General features: G+C 53.3%; 17 protein-coding genes. 7 read left to right on the plus strand and 10 right to left on the minus strand.

Going from position 1 to position 21,559, the window contains the following annotated elements:
* Positions 1–4: 4 nt before the first annotated feature.
* Positions 5–919 carry a 23S rRNA (adenine(1618)-N(6))-methyltransferase RlmF gene (gene rlmF / locus ACMYSL_RS19520; RefSeq protein ID WP_182237386.1) on the minus strand — a complete coding sequence of 305 codons (915 nt, stop codon included), beginning with the start codon at positions 917–919 and terminating at the stop codon, positions 5–7.
* A 95-nt stretch (positions 920–1,014) separates the two neighbouring features.
* Between rlmF and ACMYSL_RS19525 the strand changes: the two genes are divergently transcribed.
* The 5 genes from ACMYSL_RS19525 (at position 1,015) to ybiJ (ending at position 5,822) form a co-directional block, all read left to right on the plus strand.
* Complete coding sequence (locus tag ACMYSL_RS19525; RefSeq protein ID WP_182237384.1) at positions 1,015–1,629, plus strand: flavin reductase family protein; 615 nt, start codon at positions 1,015–1,017, stop codon at positions 1,627–1,629.
* Positions 1,630–1,929: 300 nt separating this feature from the next.
* A complete protein-coding gene (locus tag ACMYSL_RS19530; protein WP_434659612.1) occupies positions 1,930–4,218 on the plus strand; it encodes a catecholate siderophore receptor Fiu in 2,289 nt (762 codons plus the stop codon).
* A gap of 45 nt (positions 4,219–4,263) precedes the next feature.
* Positions 4,264–4,941, plus strand: coding sequence for a PKHD-type hydroxylase YbiX (gene ybiX / locus ACMYSL_RS19535; protein ID WP_434659614.1), 678 nt, complete (start codon positions 4,264–4,266; stop codon positions 4,939–4,941).
* A gap of 68 nt (positions 4,942–5,009) precedes the next feature.
* Positions 5,010–5,276 carry a DksA/TraR family C4-type zinc finger protein gene (locus ACMYSL_RS19540; RefSeq protein ID WP_112214722.1) on the plus strand — a complete coding sequence of 89 codons (267 nt, stop codon included), beginning with the start codon at positions 5,010–5,012 and terminating at the stop codon, positions 5,274–5,276.
* 285 nt (positions 5,277–5,561) lie between these two features.
* Positions 5,562–5,822, plus strand: a complete 261-nt coding sequence (ybiJ, locus tag ACMYSL_RS19545; RefSeq protein ID WP_112214723.1) for a DUF1471 family protein YbiJ — start codon at positions 5,562–5,564, stop codon at positions 5,820–5,822.
* Positions 5,823–5,932: 110 nt separating this feature from the next.
* Here ybiJ and ACMYSL_RS19550 read toward each other — a convergent pair whose 3' ends face one another.
* A complete protein-coding gene (locus ACMYSL_RS19550) occupies positions 5,933–7,267 on the minus strand; it encodes an NCS2 family permease (protein WP_434659617.1) in 1,335 nt (444 codons plus the stop codon).
* Between the two features lie 194 nt (positions 7,268–7,461).
* Here ACMYSL_RS19550 and adeD point away from each other — a divergent pair, with 194 nt between their 5' ends.
* Positions 7,462–9,228, plus strand: a complete 1,767-nt coding sequence (adeD, locus tag ACMYSL_RS19555) for an adenine deaminase (protein WP_434659619.1) — start codon at positions 7,462–7,464, stop codon at positions 9,226–9,228.
* A gap of 28 nt (positions 9,229–9,256) precedes the next feature.
* On the opposite strand, the gene ybiB is transcribed toward adeD, so the two are convergent.
* Positions 9,257–10,225, minus strand: coding sequence for a DNA-binding protein YbiB (gene ybiB, locus ACMYSL_RS19560; RefSeq protein ID WP_434659621.1), 969 nt, complete (start codon positions 10,223–10,225; stop codon positions 9,257–9,259).
* Positions 10,226–10,267: 42 nt separating this feature from the next.
* Positions 10,268–12,412, minus strand: a complete 2,145-nt coding sequence (gene dinG / locus ACMYSL_RS19565) for an ATP-dependent DNA helicase DinG (RefSeq protein WP_434659623.1) — start codon at positions 12,410–12,412, stop codon at positions 10,268–10,270.
* A 487-nt stretch (positions 12,413–12,899) separates the two neighbouring features.
* Between dinG and ACMYSL_RS19570 the strand changes: the two genes are divergently transcribed.
* Positions 12,900–13,010, plus strand: a complete 111-nt coding sequence (locus ACMYSL_RS19570) for a small membrane protein (protein ID WP_434664163.1) — start codon at positions 12,900–12,902, stop codon at positions 13,008–13,010.
* 103 nt (positions 13,011–13,113) lie between these two features.
* Here ACMYSL_RS19570 and rhlE read toward each other — a convergent pair whose 3' ends face one another.
* The 6 genes from rhlE to ACMYSL_RS19600 form a co-directional block, all read right to left on the minus strand.
* A complete protein-coding gene (rhlE, locus tag ACMYSL_RS19575; protein WP_304257202.1) occupies positions 13,114–14,484 on the minus strand; it encodes an ATP-dependent RNA helicase RhlE in 1,371 nt (456 codons plus the stop codon).
* Positions 14,485–14,677: 193 nt separating this feature from the next.
* Positions 14,678–17,290 (minus strand): bifunctional acetaldehyde-CoA/alcohol dehydrogenase, encoded by a 2,613-nt coding sequence (adhE, locus tag ACMYSL_RS19580; RefSeq protein WP_434659625.1) that lies wholly within the window; start codon positions 17,288–17,290, stop codon positions 14,678–14,680.
* Positions 17,291–17,346: 56 nt separating this feature from the next.
* Positions 17,347–18,345 carry a transketolase family protein gene (locus ACMYSL_RS19585; protein ID WP_434659627.1) on the minus strand — a complete coding sequence of 333 codons (999 nt, stop codon included), beginning with the start codon at positions 18,343–18,345 and terminating at the stop codon, positions 17,347–17,349.
* The gene (locus tag ACMYSL_RS19590; protein WP_434659629.1) at positions 18,345–19,190 is read right to left on the minus strand and encodes a transketolase; all 846 of its coding nucleotides are present in this window, start codon (positions 19,188–19,190) and stop codon (positions 18,345–18,347) included. Before ACMYSL_RS19590 ends, ACMYSL_RS19585 begins: the two co-directional genes overlap by 1 nt.
* Before the next feature lie 13 nt (positions 19,191–19,203).
* On the minus strand, positions 19,204–19,953 hold the full coding sequence (locus tag ACMYSL_RS19595) for an SDR family NAD(P)-dependent oxidoreductase (RefSeq protein WP_434659631.1): 750 nt from the start codon (positions 19,951–19,953) through the stop codon (positions 19,204–19,206).
* A 50-nt stretch (positions 19,954–20,003) separates the two neighbouring features.
* Positions 20,004–21,335 carry an MFS transporter gene (locus ACMYSL_RS19600; protein ID WP_434659633.1) on the minus strand — a complete coding sequence of 444 codons (1,332 nt, stop codon included), beginning with the start codon at positions 21,333–21,335 and terminating at the stop codon, positions 20,004–20,006.
* Between the last annotated feature and the right edge of the window lie 224 nt (positions 21,336–21,559).

Below are 21,559 nucleotides of genomic sequence, written 5' to 3' on the forward strand. Positions count from 1 at the left end.
CAGATTAAAACGGACGGCGGCGTTTGGCTTCGTCCATAAAGGTCCAGGCGATAAAGCGGCTTTGCTTGTTGCCCTGGGCCATCTCTTTTTTTACCACTTTTACCGCGCCGACGTCGGTCAGCGCGCGATACAGCAGCGGCAAATTGTCACCTCGGGAAACCAGTGAGGTAAACCACTTCACCTGACGGCCAAACTGCTGGCTCTCCTGAATCATCTGGGTGATAAAGGCTACCTCGCCTCCCTCGCACCACAGCTCCTGCTGCTGGCCGCCAAAGTTGGTTACGCTATCTTCGCCCAGTCCCAGATTGCGACGTTTGCGCTCCCCGCCTTCCCGCGCGCTGGCGGCGGAATCATGGAACGGCGGGTTGCACAGGGTCGCGTCGTAAGTTTCGTTTTTATGAATAATACCGGTCAAAATCGCTTTGGTATCTTTTTGGCGACGCAGGCGAATCTGGCGAGTCAATCCAGGATTACCGTTGACGATAGCCTGCGCGCTGGCGAAAGCCTCAGCATGCGTTTCACTGCCGGTAAAACGCCAACCGTATTCGTGTACGCCAATTAGTGGATAGATGCAGTTTGCGCCGACGCCAATATCAAGAATGCTGGCCTGTGAGGGAATAGTCCCGGTGTCCAGCGCCAGCAAATCGGCGAGGTGATGAATGTAATCAGCTCTTCCCGGCACCGGCGGGCAGAGAAAACCCTCAGGGATATCCCAGTGTTTCACCGCGTAAAAGTGCGCCAGCAGCGCTTTATTCAGCGCCTTCACCGCCAGCGGGTTGGCAAAGTCGATGGTCTGCTCACCCACCGGATTGAGGGTGATAAAGGCCTGAAGCTCAGGGTGGGCCTGGCACAATGCGGGCAAATCGTAGCGTTGGTGGTGGCGGTTACGCGGGTGTAACCCCGGTTTCTGGGCTTTCATGGCAATCTCCTTTGAACAGCCGCGTAAGATACCCGTTGACGGCGGCGCGGTAAATAAGTGAGTCTGGATATCTACTCTTTCGTCATGGGTGTCGTATGTACTTCTATCAACCTTCGCACGGACACGGTCTGCCGCACGACCCGCTGAATGCCATTATCGGGCCTCGGCCCATCGGCTGGATCGCCTCGCTGGATAGCAGCGGGCAGCGCAATCTCGCACCCTACAGTTTTTTTAACTGCTTTAACTATCGGCCACCAATTATCGGTTTTGCCAGCAGCGGCTGGAAAGATAGCGTGCAGAATATCGTCGAGACTAAAGAGTTCGTCTGGAACCTGGCCACTCGTCCTCTGGCGGTAGCGATGAACGAAACGTCCGCCAGTATACCGCGTAATGAGGATGAGTTTTCACGCGCCGGGCTCACGCCCGCTGCCAGCCGTATTGTCAGCGCCCCACGGGTTGCCGAAAGCCCGGTGAACTTCGAATGTCGCCTCTCGCAGTGCATCCAGTTGACCACCGCCGACGGCATGGCGGTTGAAAGCTGGCTGGTGCTGGGCGAAGTGGTGGCGGTGCATATCGACGAGTCGCTGCTGGAGGAAGGGATTTACCAGACCGCTAAAGCCCAGCCGATTTTGCGCGCCGGAGGCCCCAGCGCTTATTACGGCATCGATGAAAGCTTGCGCTTTGATCTTGTTCGTCCGGACGCACGCTAACTCCTTTATCCTGAACTACGCGATCTGCAATATAGGGCCCACATCCAGGTTGGGCTCGTTCCGCTTTTATCCTCGCCCATAGCGCCCCTTCTTTATGTAGAAAAAATGCAGTCAATGTAAATAAATGTATTTATTTTTTTATAAATGAGTGATAAAAATTCGGCCGTTGTTTGATAATGATTATCACAATCATTATCAAAAGCATTGCTTTTGTTAAAAATCACCTGCAGTGGTCGGGGCGAAGCATCGCTTCGTCTACGGTCGTTATGGCCTAATTAAAACTATAAGTCACTTATTGATATGGAAAAAAATAACAATTTGCCGTTCAGCAGTTTCAACTCACTGACAATCTTCACCGGTTTATGCCTGAGTCTCTCTCCGACCGGTCAGGTGCTTGCAGCGGACAGCACTGAAAAGAATGCTGGCGAAACGCTGGTGGTCGAAGCGCAAACTCCATCGCTGTATGCGCCGACCCACTCCGCCGATCCTAAGTTTTCTCGTCCGATCGCCGATACCACGCGAACGGTCACCGTTGTCTCTGAGCAGGTGATGAAGGATCAGGGCGTCACCAACCTCACCGATGCGCTGAAGAACGTTCCCGGCGTGGGCGCGTTCTTTGCTGGTGAAAATGGCAACTCCACCACCGGCGACGCCATCTACATGCGCGGAGCGGATACCTCCAACAGTATTTACGTCGACGGTATTCGCGATATCGGCAGCGTCAGCCGCGATACCTTCAACACTGAACAGGTTGAGGTCATCAAGGGGCCGTCTGGTTCCGACTACGGTCGCAGCGCGCCGACCGGTTCAATCAATATGATCAGCAAACAGCCGCGTCTGGACTCCGGTATCGATGCTTCCGCAAGCGTAGGTAGCGCCTGGTTCCGTCGCGGCACGCTGGATATCAACGAGACCATTGGCGAAACCAGCGCGGTGCGCCTGAATCTGATGGGTGAAAAAACTCACGATGCAGGCCGCGACAAGGTGAAAAACGAGCGTTACGGCGTGGCGCCATCGGCGGCGTTCGGTCTTGGCACTGAGACCCGCTTGTACCTGAACTATCTGCACGTGACCCAGCACAATACGCCAGATGGCGGCATTCCAACTATCGGTCTGCCAGGGTATTCCGCCCCCAACGCCAGCACCTCGGCGCTGAATCACTCCGGTAAAGTCGCCACCAGCAACTTCTACGGCACCAATTCCGACTACGATGATTCCACCACCGATACCGTGACGATGCGCTTCGAACACGATCTGAGCGACACCACGACCATTCGGAACACGACCCGCTGGTCTCGCGTGAAACAGGATTATCTGATGACCGCGGTGATGGGTGGGGCGACGAACATCATCCAGCCTAACCCTGATGATGTTGGCACCTGGACCTGGTCACGTCTGGCAAACACCAAAGACACCAGCAACAAGATCCTCACTAACCAGACTAACCTGACCTCGAAGTTCTACACCGGTTCCATCGGCCATGACGTCAGCACCGGTGTGGAATTCACCCGCGAAACGCAGACCAACTACGGGGTTTATCCGCTAACGCCGCCGGCGGTGAACATTTATCACCCGAACAGCGATATCTCCATCGGCGGCCTGGACCGCAGCGGCGCCAACGCCAACGGGCAAACGGATACCTTCGGCGTTTATACCTTCGACACCCTGCAAATTACTCAGGACTTCGAACTTAACGGCGGGATCCGTCTGGATAATTACCAGACCAAATACGATAGCGCGAGCCTGTGCGGCGGTACCGGACGCGGTGCTATCGCCTGCCCGACGGGCGTAGAGAAAAATACACCGGTCACCACCGTCGATACCTCCACCAGCGGTAACCTGGTGAACTGGAAAGCCGGTGCGCTGTATCATCTGACCGATAACGGCAATATCTACGTCAACTACGCCGTTTCTCAGCAGCCGCCGGGAGGCAGCAACTTCACCCTCGCACAAAGTGGTACCGGCAACAGCGCCAACCGTACCGACTTTAAACCGCAGAAAGCAAAAACCAGCGAAGTCGGAACCAAGTGGGAGCTCATGGACAAGCGCCTGCTGCTGACCGCCGCCCTCTTCCGTACTGATATTGAAAACGAAGTCGAACAGAACGACGACGGCACTTATTCACAGTACGGTAAGAAACGCGTGGAAGGCTATGAGATCTCTCTGGCCGGTAATATTACTCCTGACTGGCAGGTTATCGGCGGTTATACCCAACAGCGCGCCAGCATTAGCGAAGGCGCGAATACCGCCCAGGATGGCACCAGCGCGCTACCGTATACGCCAGAGCACGCCTTTACCGTCTGGAGCCAATATCAGGCCACTGAGGCTATCTCCGTTGGCGCTGGCGCACGCTACGTCGGCAGTATGCATCGCGGCAGCGACGGCGCGGTCGGTACGCCGTCCTATACCGAAGGCTACTGGGTAGCGGATGCCAAGGTGGGTTATCGTGTTAACCGTAATCTCGACCTGCAGCTGAACGTCTATAACCTGTTTGATACCGACTATGTCGCCTCTATTAATAAGAGCGGCTACCGCTATCATCCGGGGGAACCACGGACCTTCTTGTTAACCGCCAATATGCATTTCTGATCCACGATGGGGCGGCAACGCCCCGTTTCTTCAGGAGACAAAATCATGATGTACCATATCCCCGCCGTCCTTAGCCCACAGGAAGTGGACTATTTCACCACCAAGCTCCAACAAGCCGATTGGGTTGACGGCCGCGTAACTACTGGCGATCAGGGCGCTCAGGTCAAAAATAACCAGCAGGTAGACACCCGCAGTAGCTTGTATGGCGAACTTCAGGCAACGGTCGTCGCAGCGCTGAATCGCAGTTCGCTGTTTTTTGCCGCCGCGCTGCCAAAAACCCTTTCCAGCCCGCTGTTTAACCGCTATCAGCAGAGTGAAACTTATGGATTTCACGTTGATGGTGCGGTGCGCAGTCAGGCCCAGGGCGGCTGGATGCGTACCGATCTCTCCGCCACCCTCTTTTTATCCGCCCCGGAAAGCTACGAGGGCGGCGAGCTGGTGGTTAACGACACCTACGGCCAGCACTCGGTTAAGCTCCCGGCTGGCGACCTGGTACTCTATCCTTCAAGTAGCCTGCACTGCGTCACTCCCGTTACAGTGGGTACCCGCGTGGCCTCATTCTTATGGGTTCAATCCATGATCCGCGACGATAAGCACCGCGCCATGCTGTTTGATCTGGATGGCAATATTCAGAAGTTAAAAAGCCGCCACGGTGAAAGCGACGAAGTGCTCTCTCTGCTTAATCTGTACCATAACCTGCTGCGCGAATGGTCAGAGATCTAAGCCTTGTCTGGTCATTTTTTATCCCCATATTCTCTATACTGACAGTCAACGAGATAACGAGGTGAACCATGGCATCAGGCTGGGCAAATGACGACGCCGTGCAGGAGCAAATCGACAGCACCATTAATGATGCCATCGCGCGGGCGCGAAATGAGCTTTCATCGGGTGAAAGCAACAAATTTTGTGAAGAGTGCGGAGAGCCGATTCCGGAAGCGCGTCGGCAAGCGGTTGCGGGGGTGAGATACTGCGTAAAGTGCCAACAAGATAAAGATTTACATAACAATACATTTTCAGGATATAATCGCCGTGGTTCTAAAGATAGCCAGCTTCGCTGACCGTCATTTACCGTTCATTACCGCAGATCGCGTTATCTTTTCGCGCACGTTTTTTGGCAAACTGAGTGGCAAAATGTGCCCTTACCGCCCCCTGAACTTCGCTTCAACCCGTTTTCTCTTCGCGGGCTAAAATAATTTATTAATATTCAATAAATTAATAATCGTTCAAAAAATTAGATTGAGATTGTTAATTTCCTTCGATTTTATCTCTCGCTCAAAACCGTGATACTTCTCACATCGACGAAACATCGTCACCTGTACAAGACAACCTGCGAGAGATTAATTATGAAAACTATCAAATATGCTGCCGCCGCCATCGCCCTTTCCGCTCTGTCCTTTGGTGCTTTCGCCGCTCAGCCGGTAACATCGGCCCAGGCAGAAAGCATGAACAAAATCGGTGTGGTTTCCGCTGAAGGCGCAACGACGCTGGATGGTCTGGAAGCTAAACTGGCAGAGAAAGCCGAAGCAGCTGGCGCAACCGGCTACAGCATCACCTCTGCTAACACCGCGAACAAAATTAGCGGTACCGCGGTTATCTATAAATAATCGCCACAAATTCCTGTAGCAAGTAAGACCCTGTAATGCCACTGTTTCAACCCTGTAAGACCCTTTAATACCCTTGCCTTGCCCGTCCATCCCACTGGACGGGCTTTTTTTTAATCAACAAGAATAATTTTCAACGCAAACAGCATTGCAACCGCAATGACGCACAGATTCAGCTCACGCCATCTGCCACAGAAGATCTTCATAATGCAGTAAGCCAGAAAACCAAGCGCAATCCCCTCGGTGATAGAGAACGTGAAAGGCATCATTACCGCCGTAATAAAAGCCGGAACTGACTCGGTAAAATCATCCCAGTCAATACGGGCGAGGCTGGATGTCATCAACACGCCAACGAAAATTAAGGCTCCAGCCGTTGCATATCCCGGCACTATTTCAGCCAGCGGCGAAAAAAACATCACCAGCAAAAACAAAACGCCGACAACCACCGCTGTAAGACCGGTCCTGCCTCCTACCGACACACCAGCCGTACTTTCGATATAAGCGGTCACCGATGAAGTACCAATAAAAGCACCGGCCACTGAGCTCAAACTGTCAACATACAGCGCCTTATGCATATTAGGGAACTTACCATCTTTGCCAATTAAACCCGCTTTATCCGTCACGCCGATTAGCGTCCCTGAAGAATCAAATAGATTAATCAGCATGAATGAGAATATAATACCGGCCAGATCCAGCGATAAGGCACCTCGTATATCCACTTCGCCGATCACACCGCTGATACCAGACGGTGTGGAATAAACACCATTAAAATGAACATCGCCAAAAAATAAACCACAACATGATGTGACGACAATTGAAACCAGCACTGCAGCATGGAAATTTCGTGAAGAGAGAACGGCAATAATAAAAAAACCAACAATCCCTAATAACACGCTATGCGAACTCAAGTCGCCAATGGCAACTAACGTATCTTTATTTGCAACAATGACTCCTGAATTTTTCAGCCCCATCATTGCAATAAACAACCCTATTCCACTGGTGATACCTATGCGCAAACTTATTGGGATGTTTGCAATCATCCAGTAACGAATGCGAAAAAGCGTTAATAAAAACAACCCCACAGCGCCCCAGAATATTGCGCCCATCGCGGTCTGCCAGCTCATCCCCATCGCCCCGACAACCACAAAGGCGAAAAAGGCGTTTAGCCCCATTGCGGGTGCCAGCGCAACAGGAAGATTTGCAATAAGTCCCATGGCAATGCTACCAATACCGGCAATCAAACAGGTGGTGACAAAAACGACCTTCGCATCCATATGCGCCGCAGCTAGAATTTGTGGATTAACAAAAACGATATAAACCATCGTTAAAAACGTAGTGAGCCCAGCGATCGCCTCGGTGCGCACACAGGTATTATGCTGCTGTAGTTTAAAAAAACGGGAAAGACTGCTAGTACTCTGATGAGTGTTTTCGCTGTGTTCATTTTTCATGTTTTTCATCCGCTGATGAAGAATAACTTCATGATACATCCACTGACTTTACTCTTTTTAAATCATACCTAACTCATAATTCAGTGATAGCTATCACATCGTAAAAATCTATTTATCGATAAAATAAAAAACCACCACAGATGATAAAATGATAATTAAAGAATCAATTTGATAAATCAAAATGAGAAAATAAAATGATAAATAGAATTAACTTTAAATATCACCAGATTAGTCGTCAAAACAGACAAGAATTACTCGCCGTATCACGTGGAGAGGGTGCTGCAGATTATATTATTGATAATGTCACTGTACTTGATTTAATTAATGGCGGGAGTTTCGCAGGCCCCATAGTGATAAAAAACCAGCATATTGCCGGTATTGGCCCAGAGTATGCCGATGCTCCGGCTCACCAGCGTGTCGATGCCCGCGGAGCAACAGCAGTACCTGGCTTTGTTGATGCCCATTTGCATATTGAATCGAGCATGATGACCCCCGTTGCTTTTGAAACGGCAACTCTGCCGCGCGGCCTGACAACCATCGTTTGCGATCCCCATGAAATCGTCAATGTGATGGGGGAATCCGGCTTCGCCTGGTTTATTCGCTGCGCCGAACTGGCACAACAAAATCAGTATATTCAGGTTAGCTCCTGCGTCCCTGCCCTGAAAGGTTGCGATTTAAACGGTGCCGATTTTACCCTTGAACAAATGCTCCGCTGGCACGACCATCCCCTGGTCACCGGGCTCGCGGAGGTAATGGACTATCCCGGCGTTATCGCCGGAGAGCGCGAAATTGCGGATAAAATAGACGCGTTCCGTACTCTGACGATAGACGGTCATTGCCCGGGACTGAGCGGTAAAGCGCTTAATGCATATGTTGCTGCTGGCGTCGAAAACTGCCATGAAAGCTATTCTCAACAAGAGGGCCGTGAAAAGCTACGGGCTGGAATGGGGTTAATGATCCGCGAAGGGTCCGCTGCGCGAAATCTCGATTCGCTCGCGCCGTTAATCAATGAAATGAACAGCCCACAATGTATGCTTTGTACCGACGATCGTAATCCCTGGGAAATTGCCCATGAAGGCCATATCGACGCGCTTATCCGCCGCCTTATTAACCAACATAATGTGCCGCTGCATGTCGCTTACCGTATTGCCAGCTGGTCAGCCGCACGCCATTTCGGCCTGAAACATCTCGGACTGCTGGCACCGGGAAAACAAGCGGATATCGTCCTGCTTAGCAATCCTCAGCAAGTTGAGGTACAGCAAGTGTTTATTAAGGGAATGCCTGTCGATGAACACGCATTACTGCGCGCCGAGTCTGCAACGTTAGCAAAAACGCATCCCCCCTTAGGCAACACGGTTGCACGCCAGCCGGTATCAGCCACCGACTTTTCCTTCGATTTCACTCCCGGCAGGCGCTATCGCGTGATTGAGGCCATTCCTAACGAGCTGATCACCGGCAATGGAGAGAGCCTGTATACCGGGGAAGGATTTGATCGAGAAGATATCTGCTTTATCAGCGTCCTGGAACGTTATGGCAAGCAAACCCCGCCCGCCTGCGGTCTACTAAGCGGCTTTGGTTTGCGCGAAGGGGCGCTGGCGGCAACCGTCAGCCATGACAGCCATAACATCGTTGTTATTGGACGTAGCGCGCAAGAAATGGCCACAGCGGTAAATCAGGTTATCTCCACCGGCGGCGGATTGTGCGTCGTGCATCATAACCAGGTAGCGGCTCATTTGCCGCTACCTGTCGCCGGGTTAATGAGCACCGAAACGGCACAAACGCTGGCGCAGCAAATAGGTTCTCTCAAAGCTGCAGGTAAACTCTGCGGCACTCTTCCCGACGAACCTTTTATCCAGATGGCGTTTTTATCACTACCGGTTATCCCAGCGCTCAAGCTAACCAGCCAGGGGCTCTTTGATGGCAGTAAGTTCGATTTCACGTCGCTGGAAATCACTGAGTAAACAGAGCCGCCCACAATGGCGGCGATGATTACCAGTGCTCAGCCACTTTTGCCAGTCCCTGTTCCAGAGTGGCTGCTTCCCCGGCAGCCACCAGGCAGCAGGCCAGCTGGATTCTCAGCGACAGGGGTAGCGGTTCGCTCCCTGTCACACAGCGTTCAATCCAGCGCGCGGTAATCTCCGGGTCTTTTGACTCTGGTAGCGCAACAGCCTGCGCTATACCTATATCCTGACGCTCGTTCAGTACACGCGTTCCAGCAGCATCAATCAGGCTAATCTGCGGGCAGCGTTGTGGGTTAGCATAGACTTCGCCTTCAGTACCGTGCATCAGCAATGCCCGTCCGCCGATTTCAGTAAAGAATTTCGCCACTCGGGTGACATATTCCGGATGAGAGACGCTCGACAGACGCAGCGCCGCATCTTCCGCGAACGGCGTCGCCAGCTTGGCCAGCGTGTGCGCACTGTTGCGCACGCCCATACGCCAGCGTATCGCTAACTGTTTCTCCAGCGCTGGACAAAGCGCACCTATCGGAATGTAAACCGGCTGATGGCTGTCCAATCGCGCCTGGGCCTGACCCGCGTGTCGCGTGGCAGGAATCCCCATCAGTTCGAAAATCGTTTCTGTGAGCACGCGGGTTGGATCATGACTCACGCCGTGCACCACCACCGGGAAACCGAGTTTGTGCAGCAGGATGGCGATCAGCGGGGTCAGGTTTGCCTGTTTGCGCGCGCCGTTATAGCTGGGGATGACAATCGGCATAGGTTTGCCTGGCGGCGGCGTCAGGCGTAACGTCTGCTGCTGCATCGCCTCGTAGAAGCCCTTCATCTCCGCTTCTCCTTCACCCTTGATGCGCAGGGCTATAAGGATGCCGCCCAGCTCGAGCTCGGGTACTTCGCCGCTAAGCATCCGCGAATAGAGCGCGCGGGCCGTTTCGACATCCAGGTCACGGGCGTGGTTTTTCCCCCGCCCAACTTCTTTAATGATCTTGCTGTAGTCCATCGAAGGCTCCTTTGAGCTTCTCACATCGTCGACATTGCACCATTAACGCCGTTTGCGACGCGTCGGTTTTGCTTTAGTTTTTACTATAACCTCAGGGACGGCAGGCTGCTCTATCGGAAATACGGGTAATGCATTCAATAAGCGTTGGCCGTAGTTTTTGGTCAACAGTCGCTTATCGTAAATCACCACTTCCCCCCAGCAGCTATGGCTACGGATCAGGCGACCCACCTGCTGAATCAGGTTGAAGGAAGCACTCGGCAGACTTTGAACTTCGAACGGATAGCGATTGAGGCTTTTGAGCCACTCGCCTTCGGTAATCACCACCGGGCTGTCTATCGGCGGGAAGGCAATTTTGTGGATGTGAACCTGGCTCAGCAGCTCGCCTTTTAAATCGAGCCCTTCGGCAAAGGATTGCAGCCCGACCAGTACGCTTCGTTCCCCACCTTCAACGCGCTTACGGTGCAGTTCCACCAGCCGATAGCGCGGCTTATCACCCTGCACCAGAAGCAGCAAGCGCAAATCGGTCACGTGCTCAAGAAAACGCTGCATCGCTCTTCCGCTGGCAAACAGCACCAGCATGCCAAGATGCTTTTTACTCTCAACCTGCTCGCGAAAGTAAGCCGCCATCTCGGCGATATGCTGTTCTTCGTGGTCAATAAGCGGTTCGTAGTGCATCTGCGGGATGACAATTTTACCCTGTTCGACGTGGTTAAACGGCGAATCCAGCGCCACAAAGCGGTCTCCCGCCTTCTCTTTCAGCCCGCTCATCTCTTGCAGGCGAGAAAAGCTATTCAGCGAACGTAGCGTCGCCGAAGTGACAACAATATGCGGGACGCTGCGCCAGAGCAGCCTTTCCAGCTGATCGCTGACGCGGATCCCCACACAGTGGAACCAGATATGCATCTGACCGTCACGCAGGTCGCGGGTGGCCCATTTGGTCACCGGCGCGCCTGAAGACTGCGCCAACGATGCCAGACGCCACAGTTTGCTCTGACTCTCAAACATCCCCAGCGCGCGGTTCATCTGCAGCAGAACCCGGTGTAGACGCACCACATCATGACTGCCTGTTTTTTCGCCAAGATCGTTGAGGAACAGCTCCGCCAGCCCGCGCAACGTTTCCGTCAGCTTCGCCAGCCGCTGGCAGATCTCCATAACTTCCTGCGGCAGCTCGCCCATCGGAAAGCGGTGTTCCGCTTCCTGACCCGCAGGCATATACAGGTTAAGAATATTATTTAGCGAGGAGATAAGCTCAAACAGCTCCTCGCAGTGCGCGTTCAGGCGCTCAGGATTCGCCAATGGCGGTGTGGTTTTAGGCCGGAACTGTTCCATGCAGGTGGCGACCAGTTTAGTGAACAAATCCAACTGCAGGCGATACCACGGAGCGGTGATTTCAGCGCTCATTTCCAGCGCATCGCGGGCGACATCCGGCAGGTGGTGGCCTTCATCAAGCACCAGCAGTAAATTCTTCGGATCCGGCAGTACCGCCTCGCTCTCCATTGCCGCCATGACCAGCGCATGGTTTGCCACCACCACTTCGGCTTCCTGAATTTCTCGCCGGGCGACGAAAAATGGACATTCGCGATAATAGTGGCAATTGCGATTCAGGCAGCTGGCTTTATCGGTGCTCAGACGGCTCCACAGCGAATCATCTATGTTTTTATCGGTGTGATCGCGCAGGCCATCCCATTTATAACTATCAAGATCCGTTTTAAGCGTCGCGCACAGCTTCTGTTCTGCCTGGTTATTCGGTGTGAGGTCGTCATCAAGGAAGGCGAGCAGATCCTGCTGTGTCGGGTCCGTACTGGCGAGAGCGGCCAGGTTACGCGTACAAACGTAGCGCCCACGACCAAAGGCAGCGGTAAATCGCAGGTCGGGAATAATTTTACGCAGCAGCGGCAGGTCTTTGCTGTAGATCTGGTCCTGCAGCGCTACGTTGGCGGTGCTGACTACGAGCGTTTTTTGCTCTTCACGGGCAATCGCGATGCCGGGGATCAGGTATGACAAGGTTTTGCCGACGCCAGTGGGAGCCTCAATCGCCAGATGTCGCCCCTCTTCCCCGGCAAGCGTCTTCGCGACATCGGCGATCATCTGCCGCTGCGGGGGACGGGGAATAAAGTCCGGAATCTGTTCCTGGAGCGCCTTATACCAGGCGGCGATTTGCGCTTTTAGCGCTGCGGTCAAAGCCATGAGAGAACCTGAATACTGTATAAACAGCCACTATTGTGCCATTTTTGACAGGGCGGAGGTATCCCTTTTTCGGTAAACAGGAAGCCGACTCGCAGAACAGGATAAAAACCAATAACGCTCTTTTCGCCAGTGCAGTGAGTCGTTTACGATGGCTTATCCGTATCCATTTTATGAATAATTAGTAACGACGCTATTTTCAGTCTGCACTTAGCGTTTTTTTCTAATTCATACTGTAAACATCAGATATTGGTCTTCCACATCAGAAGCCCGAATGTGAAAAAATGATAAAGAATTAATCAAACGTTCTAAATACATTCCGAAAAGAGTATAAAAAGAGACAATGAAAATAATCTAACTTTTTGATTAATCTTATATTTAAGATAATCTACATTCATAAGATATTATATCTTAACCACTAATCCGTATACTAACTTTCAGAGTCTACAGGGCCTGTTAATTATTGAGGATGTTTATGGTTGCTTTTTTCATGTTAGTGGTTTCTGTGATACTCCTTGTGGTTGCTGGCTACAATTTTGTCAGCTATTGCAAAAATCGCAAGAATGGTTCACTACCGAAAGTGAAGCACGGTAAAAGATAAATTTTAATCTGATGGTTATTGATGAGTGAATTTTAAAATTGCAGGATCAGAAGCAGTACAAAGGCTGACTGCGGCAGATTAACATGCCGCAGCCAGAACAACATTATTCAGCCGACGCCGGTTTGCGCGGGCGACGACGCCGTGGAGGTTTACCGTCTGCAGTACGTGCTTTCGGCGCTTCACCATCGTTGCGGCGCGGAGCAGATTGCTGGCTACGCCCCTGGCTCTGGCCGCTGCGGCCCTGGCTTTGGCCACCACGACTCTGGCTTTGACCACCGCGGCCACCGCCACGCTGCTGCTGGCGACCGTTCTGAATCGGCTCGGCTTTGATGGAAGGATCCGGTTCATAGCCCGCGATGGCGATACGTGGGATCTCTTTTTTCAGCAAGCGTTCGATATCATGCAACAGCTTATGCTCGTCAACGCAGACCAGCGACAGCGCTTCGCCAGTTGCAGCCGCGCGACCGGTACGACCGATGCGGTGCACATAATCTTCCGGTACGTTTGGCAGTTCGTAGTTCACTACGTGCGGCAACTCTTCAATATCCAGACCGCGAGCGGCGATGTCGGTTGCCACCAGCACGCGGATGCCACCGGATTTAAAGTCAGCCAATGCGCGAGTACGCGCGCCCTGGCTTTTGTTACCGTGGATTGCGGCGCTGCGAATACCATCTTTATTAAGCTGCTCTGCCAGATGGTTTGCGCCGTGCTTGGTGCGGGTAAAGACCAGCACTTGCTGCCAGTTACCTTCGCCGATCATCTGCGACAGCAGCTCGCGCTTGCGTTTTTTATCAACGAAATGCACTAACTGGCTCACCTGCTCAGAGGCGGTGTTACGGCGGGCAACTTCAATTTCCAGCGGGTTATGCAGCAGTTTTTCCGCCAACGATTTAATGTCGTCGGAGAAGGTTGCAGAGAACAGCAGGTTCTGGCGTTTCGCAGGCAGTTTCGCCAGCACGCGGCGAATATCGTGAATAAAGCCCATATCCAGCATACGGTCGGCTTCATCCAGTACCAGCACTTCAACCTTATCCAGGCTGACGGCATTCTGATGTTCAAGATCCAGCAGACGTCCCGGCGTGGCCACCAGAATATCGACGCCGCTGCGCAGCTTCATCATCTGCGGGTTAATGCTTACCCCGCCGAAGACGACCAGCGAACGAATATTCAGATACTTGCTGTAATCCCGTACGTTCTCGCCAATCTGTGCTGCCAGCTCGCGCGTTGGAGTCAGGATCAAAGCGCGCACCGGGCGACGACCTTTAGCATGCGGTTCTTGTTGGATCAGATGCTGAAGCAGCGGCAACGTAAAACCTGCCGTTTTACCGGTGCCGGTCTGGGCGCTGGCCATCAGATCGCGACCCTGTAATACCGCAGGAATAGCCTTCTGTTGGATAGGGGTTGGCTCAACATAGCCCTGTTCAGCGACCGCGCGCAAGATTTCAGGATTCAGGCCAAGGGAATCAAAAGACATAACAACTCCGAACCGCCCCGGCCCGTCACAGGCGTAGTCTTCAGGGAGATTATTGCGAAAGAGATGGCAAAAACCACAATGCCATGAAGTGGCGCAGTCTAGCAGATTTTGTGACGAACCGCATAAAATCTCCCGAAAAGAATACTCTGACTAACAAACCACTGCTCCCCGTTCTATAGACGAGGAGCGGCAATTACGCTTCGCGATAAATATCCCCGTAATAGCTGACTAGTAGTATCTCACGCAGCTCAGCCACGAGCGGATAGCGTGGGTTAGCGCCGGTGCACTGGTCATCGAAGGCGTCTTCGGACAGCTTATCGACGTGGGCGAGGAAATCGGCTTCCTGCACGCCCGCCTCGCGGATGGATTTCGGAATGCCCAGCTCGGCTTTGATGCTCTCCAGCCACGCCAGCAGCTTCTCGATTTTCGCCGCGGTGCGGTCTCCCGGCGCGCTCAGGCCTAAATGATCGGCAATCTCTGCGTACCGACGGCGGGCCTGTGGACGGTCGTACTGGCTGAAAGCCGTTTGCTTGGTCGGGTTATCGTTGGCGTTATAGCGAATGACGTTGCAGATCATCAGCGCATTCGCCAGACCGTGCGGAATGTGGAACTGCGAGCCCAGCTTGTGCGCCATGGAGTGGCACACCCCGAGGAAGGCGTTGGCAAAGGCGATCCCGGCGATGGTTGCCGCATTATGGACGCGCTCGCGGGCCACCGGGTTTTTCGAGCCTTCATGGTAAGAGGCTGGCAGGTACGCTTTCAGCAGCTTCAGCGCCTGTAGCGCCTGGCCATCGGAGAACTCGGAGGCCAGCACGGAAACGTAGGCTTCGATAGCGTGGGTCACCGCATCCAGGCCGCCGAAGGCGCACAGGGACTTCGGCATATCCATCACCAGGTTAGCATCGACAATCGCCATATCCGGGGTAAGGGCGTAGTCCGCCAGTGGATATTTCTGCCCGGTGGCATCGTCGGTCACCACCGCAAACGGCGTGACTTCGGAGCCGGTGCCGGAAGTGGTGGTGATCGCCACCATCCGGGCTTTGACGCCCATTTTCGGGAAGGTGTAGATACGCTTGCGGATATCCATAAAGCGCAGCGCCAGCTCTTCAAAGTGGGTTTCCGGATGCTCGTACATCACCCACATGATTTTCGCCGCATCCATCGGCGAGCCGCCGCCCAGGGCGATGATGACGTCGGGCTTGAAGGCGTTAGCCAGCTCTGCGCCTTTGCGCACGATGGTTAGCGTCGGGTCGGCTTCCACTTCAAAGAAGACTTCGGTTTCGACGCCCGCCGCTTTCAGCACCGAGGTGATCTGATCCGCGTAGCCGTTGTTGAACAGGAAGCGGTCGGTGACGATCAGCGCGCGCTTATGGCCATCGGTGATCACTTCATCCAGCGCGATGGGCAGAGAGCCGCGGCGGAAATAGATGGATTTCGGAAGTTTATGCCACAGCATATTTTCAGCTCGCTTTGCCACGGTTTTCTTGTTGATCAGGTGCTTCGGCCCGACGTTTTCCGAGATGGAGTTACCGCCCCAGGAGCCGCAGCCCAGCGTCAGGGAAGGCGCGAGACTAAAGTTATAGAGATCGCCAATGCCGCCGTGGGAGGTCGGGGTGTTAATCAGGATGCGTGCGGTTTTCATTTTTTCGCCAAAGGTCATCACCCGCGCGGCCTGGTTATCCTGATCGGTATAGAGGCAGGAGGTGTGGCCAATGCCGCCCATATCGACCAGCTTCACCGCTTTTTCTACGGCGTCGGCGAAATCTTTTGCCCGGTACATGGCCAGCGTCGGGGAGAGCTTTTCATGAGCAAAAGGCTCGCTGTCGTCGATAGCTTTCACTTCACCAATCAGAATTTTGGTATCGGCAGGCACGCTGATCCCGGCCATTTCGGCAATTTTAATCGCCGACTGCCCGACAATCGCTGCGTTTAGCGCGCCGTTTTTCAGCAGGATGCCCTGAACCGCTTTCAGCTCTTTTCCCTGTAACAGGTAGCCGCCATGGCTGGCGAAACGCTCACGCACCGCGTTATAGACGGTATCGACCACCACCACTGACTGTTCGGAGGCGCAGATCACGCCGTTATCGAAGGTTTTGGACATCAGGATGGAGGCCACCGCGCGTTTTACATCAGCGGTTTCATCAATGACCACCGGGGTGTTACCTGCACCGACGCCAATTGCCGGTTTACCCGAGCTGTAGGCGGCCTTCACCATACCCGGTCCGCCGGTGGCGAGGATCAGATTGATATCCGGGTGGTGCATCAGGCGGTTAGACAGATCCACGGTCGGTTCATCAATCCAGCCAATAATGTCCGGCGGCGCACCGGCCTCGACTGCGGCGCGCAGCACAATTTCCGCCGCGCGGTTGGTGGCGTTTTTCGCCCGCGGATGCGGCGAGAAGACGATGCCGTTACGGGTTTTCAGGCTAATCAGCGATTTAAAAATGGCGGTAGAAGTTGGGTTGGTGGTCGGGACGATCCCGCAGATCAGCCCAATAGGTTCGGCGATGGTCATGGTGCCGAAGGCTTCGTCTTCGCCAAGAACCCCGCAGGTTTTTTCGTCTTTATAGGCGTTGTAGATATATTCAGACGCGAAGTGGTTTTTAATCACTTTATCTTCCACGATGCCCATGCCGGACTCGGCGACCGCCATTTTCGCCAGCGGAATGCGGGCATCAGCGGCGGCTAAAGCGGCAGCGCGGAATATTTTGTCAACTTGTTGTTGCGTGAACCCCGCGTACTGACGCTGAGCTTTTTTGACGCGCGCAACCAGCGCGTTTAATTCTTCAATGGAATTAATCGACATGGAAACCTCGAACGGAAACAGAAAAGCGCCGCCGCAGAACGCGGCGGCGAAAGCGATTAACGCAGACGATACTTAATTTTTTCGACCATCATCGCGGTAGATATACCATAGCGGTCATGTAGCGTCGGCAGCGCGCCAGCCAGCAGGAACTCGTCGGGCAGGCCAACCGTATCCAGCTCGCAGCGCACGCCTTTACGCATCAGCAGCGCGGCGACCGCTTCTCCCAACCCACCGACTGAGGTGTGGTTTTCCGCAGTGACCACCAGACGACCTGGCTTCGAGGCTTGCTCAATAATCGCTTTTTCATCAAGTGGTTTGATTGTCGGCACGTGCAGCACCGCCACGCTGATATTGTCGGCGCGCAGTTTCTCCACCGTTTCAAGAGCGCGCATGGTCATCAGCCCGGAAGAGATAATCAGCACATCGTTACCGTCCTCCAGCAGCTTCGCTTTGCCCAGTTCGAACTGATAGTCATATTTATCCAACACCAGCGGTACCCTGCCGCGCAGCAGGCGCATATAAACCGGGCCGTTATGATCGGCGATGGCCGGTACCGCCTGTTCTATCTCCAGCGCATCACAAGGATCAACTATCACCATGCCGGGGATGCCGCGCATAATCACCAAGTCTTCCGTTGCCTGATGACTTGGCCCGTAACCGGTGGTAAGACCCGGCAACGCCGCGCAGATTTTCACGTTCAGATGCTCTTCGGCGATAACCTGATGGATAAAATCATAGGCCCGTCGGGTAGCAAAAGCGGCGTAGGTGGTGGCGAAAGGGATAAATCCCTCTTTCGCCATTCCCCCAGCGGCCCCCATCAGCAGCTGTTCCGCCATCCCCATCTGGAAGAAGCGATCCGGAAAGGCCTGGGCGAAAATATGCAGGTCGGTATACTTCGACAGGTCGGCGGTCATACCGACGATTTCCGGGCGTTGTGCCGCCAGCTTAGAGAGCGCGACACCAAACGGTGCAGGAACGGTCACCTGATCTTCATCGGCGATTGAAGCGATCATTGCAGACGTTTTTAAACGGGGTTTCTGAGTAGTCTGGCTCATTACAGCACTCCTTCCGGTTTGTTGGCATCCAGCACCGCAATCGCTTTTTGCCATTCATCGGCATCGACGCGTATAAAATGGTTCTTATCGCGGGTTTCAAGGAACGGTACGCCTTTACCCATCAGCGTGTCGCAAAGAATGACTCGCGGCTGTTCGCCTGGATGGTTTTTCGCGTTGTCAAAGGCGGCAATCACCGCAGCCTGATCGTTGCCGTCCACACGCTGCACGTACCAGCCGAAGGCGGCCCATTTCTCGTGTAGCGGTTCAAAGCCGAGAATTTTGCGCGAATCGCCATCGGCCTGCTGTTTGTTCACATCGACGATGTTAATAAGATTGGTCAGCCCATAGTGAGCCGCCGACATCGCCGCTTCCCAGGTTGAACCTTCGTCCAGTTCACCATCCGACATCGAGTTATAGACCCACGACGCGCTTCCCTTTTGCCTCAGCCCGAGCGCCATCCCCACGGCGATAGACAGCCCTTGCCCTAAAGAACCGCCAGACATCTCCATCGCTGGCGTATAGGTTGCCATTCCTGACATCGGCAGGCGGCTATCATCGGAACCGTAGGTTTCCAACTCCTCCTCCGGGATAATTCCCGCCTCCAGCAGCGCCGCATAATAAGCGATGGCGTAGTGACCGTGAGAGAGCAGGAAGCGGTCGCGCCCTTCCCACTCAGGGTCTTGCGGACGATAACTCATTGCATGGCTGAATGCGGTCGCCAGCACATCAGCATAACCCAGCGCCTGGCCAATATAGCCCTGCCCCTGAACTTCCCCCATTCGCAGAGCATAGCGACGGATACGCCACGCCGCAGCGGCAACTTTTTGTGATTCGGTCGTCTTCATCTGATTGCCTCGCTTAGTGGATTAACATGCCGCCGTTGACGTCCAGGGTAATGCCGGTGGAGTAGGACGAGAGGTAGCTTCCGAGGAACAGCGCAGCACGTGCGATGTCCACAGCATCACCAAGGCGATTCATCGGGATCCCGGCGAGAATATTGGTGGTCATTTCATCGGTCAGCTTACCGGCGGTAATATCAGTCTGAATCAGCCCAGGGGTGATACAGTTGACGCGGACGTTATCTGGTCCCAGCTCACGCGCCATCGCCCTCGCCAGCCCCAACACGCCAGCTTTTGCCGCGCTGTAGTGCGGGCCGCCGAAAATACCGCCGCCACGCTGGGCGGAAACGGAAGAGATGCAGACGATGCTGCCGGATTTCTGCGCCCGCATTACCGGAATCACCGCCTGCGACATCAGCAGCGTGCCGCGCAGGCTGACGTCCAGCACCGCATCATAGTTGGCGCGCTTAATATCCATTAGCTTCAGCGGCTGAGTAATACCTGCGTTATTGACCAGCACGTCAACCCGACCGTATTTCGCCATAATTTGCTCAATCGCCGCCTGCACCTGAACTTCATCAGCGACATTTGCTGCGAGACCAAGATGGCCTTCGCCTAATGCCGCAGCGGCGGTTTGACTGGCTTCGCCATTGAGGTCGATAATGACCACTTTGGCGCCGTTTTCGGCAAATAATTTCGCTGTTGCAAAACCCAAACCGCGTACGGAAGCCGCGCCCGTAATAATGGCGACTTTATCTTTTAATAACATATTTTCACTCCATGACTTTACGTCATATTAATTGACAGAAACATTTTCCATTACTGTGGTTCATCAAGAAATAAAATAACCACCAGACCTATTGCGGCGCAGATACCAAAATAGGTGAAGACTGAATTAAAGCTACCAGTCTGGTCGAGTAAGAACCCCGCAGCCATTGGGGCAACGAATCCGCCGAGGTTGCCGCCGCTATTAATAATAGAAGAGGCGATCGGATATGTTTTCGTATCCGAAACAGCCATACCGTAGGCGGTAAAAGCCGGCCAGCCGATATTCAAACATAAACCCACGAAGAATAATCCAACGCAAACTGCCCAAGTGCTCGCCGGAATATTCAACATAATGAGCATCATGACGACCGTTGAGATAGCGGTGAACATCATGGTTGGCTTACGGCGGCGGCCTAATAATTTATCTGAAATCCATCCACCACCAATTGCGCCAATAAAACCACCGATGCATGGCATACTTGCCACAAAGCCCATGCTCATCACATCAAAGCCACGCTCTTTGACTAAATACAGCGGAATCCAGGTTAATAAACCATACAACACGCTAACCATCATAAAATAGGCCAGACAGTCGCCAAGAATATTTTTCGAGGTAAATAAGCCTTTCGCCGTATCAATAGGTGCCATCTTTTTCACCCGGATAATTTTATCCAGCAAGGTGAATCGGTCGGCAATTAATATATTTTCCCGCACAGCGTTTTTATCGCTATCGCGTCCGGCATTAATCTCTTCCAGTTCGCCTTGCGAAACAAATCCGCTCTCCGAAGGCTTTGACTTAACCAACAGGTACCACGCTATCGCCGCGACAATCCCTGGTATCGCAAAGGAGAAAAAGACCCACCTCCAGCCCCAGGTCACCGCAATCCACACAGCCAGCGGCGGTACAATGATCGGCGCAAACATGGTGGCAGCGATATAAACGCCCGTTGCCGTGGCTTTCTCTTTCGGCGGGAACCAGTTATTAATCGTCGAAGCCAGCCCCACCGGGCACGGCCCTTCGCTAAGCCCCAATCCCAGGCGCACCATCTTGAGGCCAAAAACGGAACTCACCGTGCCCATCAGCCAGGTAAATGCAGAAAAACCAAAAATCGACAGCGAAACCAACCCTCGGGTACCACGCTTCGTGATAAAGAAGCCCGCCGGTATCTGACTTACGGCATAGCCGAGGAAAAACATACTGGCAATCGCGCCGGCTTCAAAGTTATTGATGTGAAACTCATCAATGATGAAAGGCAGTACCGCGCCAATATTCGTCCTGTCAGCATAATTTATTGCATACACCAGGAAAATCATCGCCAAAACGACGAAACGATATTTTGTCTTCCTGGCGTCAGTACAGACCACAGTATCTATACGTGACATAGGGTATCCTCATTATTGTTTTATGTTTTTTTCGCGAATCTTGCTGCATCGCGCCTTGTTATCAGGCCTGTGGTTGCAATATAACAACCCAAAAAAGAAAGGGTATTCAAAAAACCTCAATTATGAGTGAGAAAAATTTACTTCGTGACTGCATTCAAATTCCTGTGAATAAGTTTGATGCCGGGCTCTACGCTTAAAACTGTTAGCTTCATCACGGATTCCTG

The organism is Klebsiella sp. MISC125, from assembly GCF_051131775.1.
Taxonomy (GTDB): Bacteria; Pseudomonadota; Gammaproteobacteria; order Enterobacterales; family Enterobacteriaceae; genus Klebsiella.

Excerpts from the sequence above, each read along its gene's own strand:
- ACMYSL_RS19550 (WP_434659617.1), bottom strand. The coding sequence starts at position 7,267 with ATGAAAAATGAACACAGCGAAAACACTCATCAGAGTACTAGCAGTCTT.
- ACMYSL_RS19590 (WP_434659629.1), bottom strand. The coding sequence starts at position 19,190 with ATGAAGACGACCGAATCACAAAAAGTTGCCGCTGCGGCGTGGCGTATC.
- ACMYSL_RS19540 (WP_112214722.1), top strand. The coding sequence starts at position 5,010 with ATGGCATCAGGCTGGGCAAATGACGACGCCGTGCAGGAGCAAATCGAC.
- ybiJ (WP_112214723.1), top strand. The coding sequence starts at position 5,562 with ATGAAAACTATCAAATATGCTGCCGCCGCCATCGCCCTTTCCGCTCTG.
- ACMYSL_RS19585 (WP_434659627.1), bottom strand. The coding sequence starts at position 18,345 with ATGAGCCAGACTACTCAGAAACCCCGTTTAAAAACGTCTGCAATGATC.
- ACMYSL_RS19570 (WP_434664163.1), top strand. The coding sequence starts at position 12,900 with ATGTTAGTGGTTTCTGTGATACTCCTTGTGGTTGCTGGCTACAATTTT.
- ACMYSL_RS19600 (WP_434659633.1), bottom strand. The coding sequence starts at position 21,335 with ATGTCACGTATAGATACTGTGGTCTGTACTGACGCCAGGAAGACAAAA.
- adhE (WP_434659625.1), bottom strand. The coding sequence starts at position 17,290 with ATGTCGATTAATTCCATTGAAGAATTAAACGCGCTGGTTGCGCGCGTC.
- ACMYSL_RS19530 (WP_434659612.1), top strand. The coding sequence starts at position 1,930 with ATGGAAAAAAATAACAATTTGCCGTTCAGCAGTTTCAACTCACTGACA.
- ACMYSL_RS19595 (WP_434659631.1), bottom strand. The coding sequence starts at position 19,953 with ATGTTATTAAAAGATAAAGTCGCCATTATTACGGGCGCGGCTTCCGTA.
- ybiB (WP_434659621.1), bottom strand. The coding sequence starts at position 10,225 with ATGGACTACAGCAAGATCATTAAAGAAGTTGGGCGGGGGAAAAACCAC.
- adeD (WP_434659619.1), top strand. The coding sequence starts at position 7,462 with ATGATAAATAGAATTAACTTTAAATATCACCAGATTAGTCGTCAAAAC.
- dinG (WP_434659623.1), bottom strand. The coding sequence starts at position 12,412 with ATGGCTTTGACCGCAGCGCTAAAAGCGCAAATCGCCGCCTGGTATAAG.
- ACMYSL_RS19525 (WP_182237384.1), top strand. The coding sequence starts at position 1,015 with ATGTACTTCTATCAACCTTCGCACGGACACGGTCTGCCGCACGACCCG.
- rlmF (WP_182237386.1), bottom strand. The coding sequence starts at position 919 with ATGAAAGCCCAGAAACCGGGGTTACACCCGCGTAACCGCCACCACCAA.
- ybiX (WP_434659614.1), top strand. The coding sequence starts at position 4,264 with ATGATGTACCATATCCCCGCCGTCCTTAGCCCACAGGAAGTGGACTAT.
- rhlE (WP_304257202.1), bottom strand. The coding sequence starts at position 14,484 with ATGTCTTTTGATTCCCTTGGCCTGAATCCTGAAATCTTGCGCGCGGTC.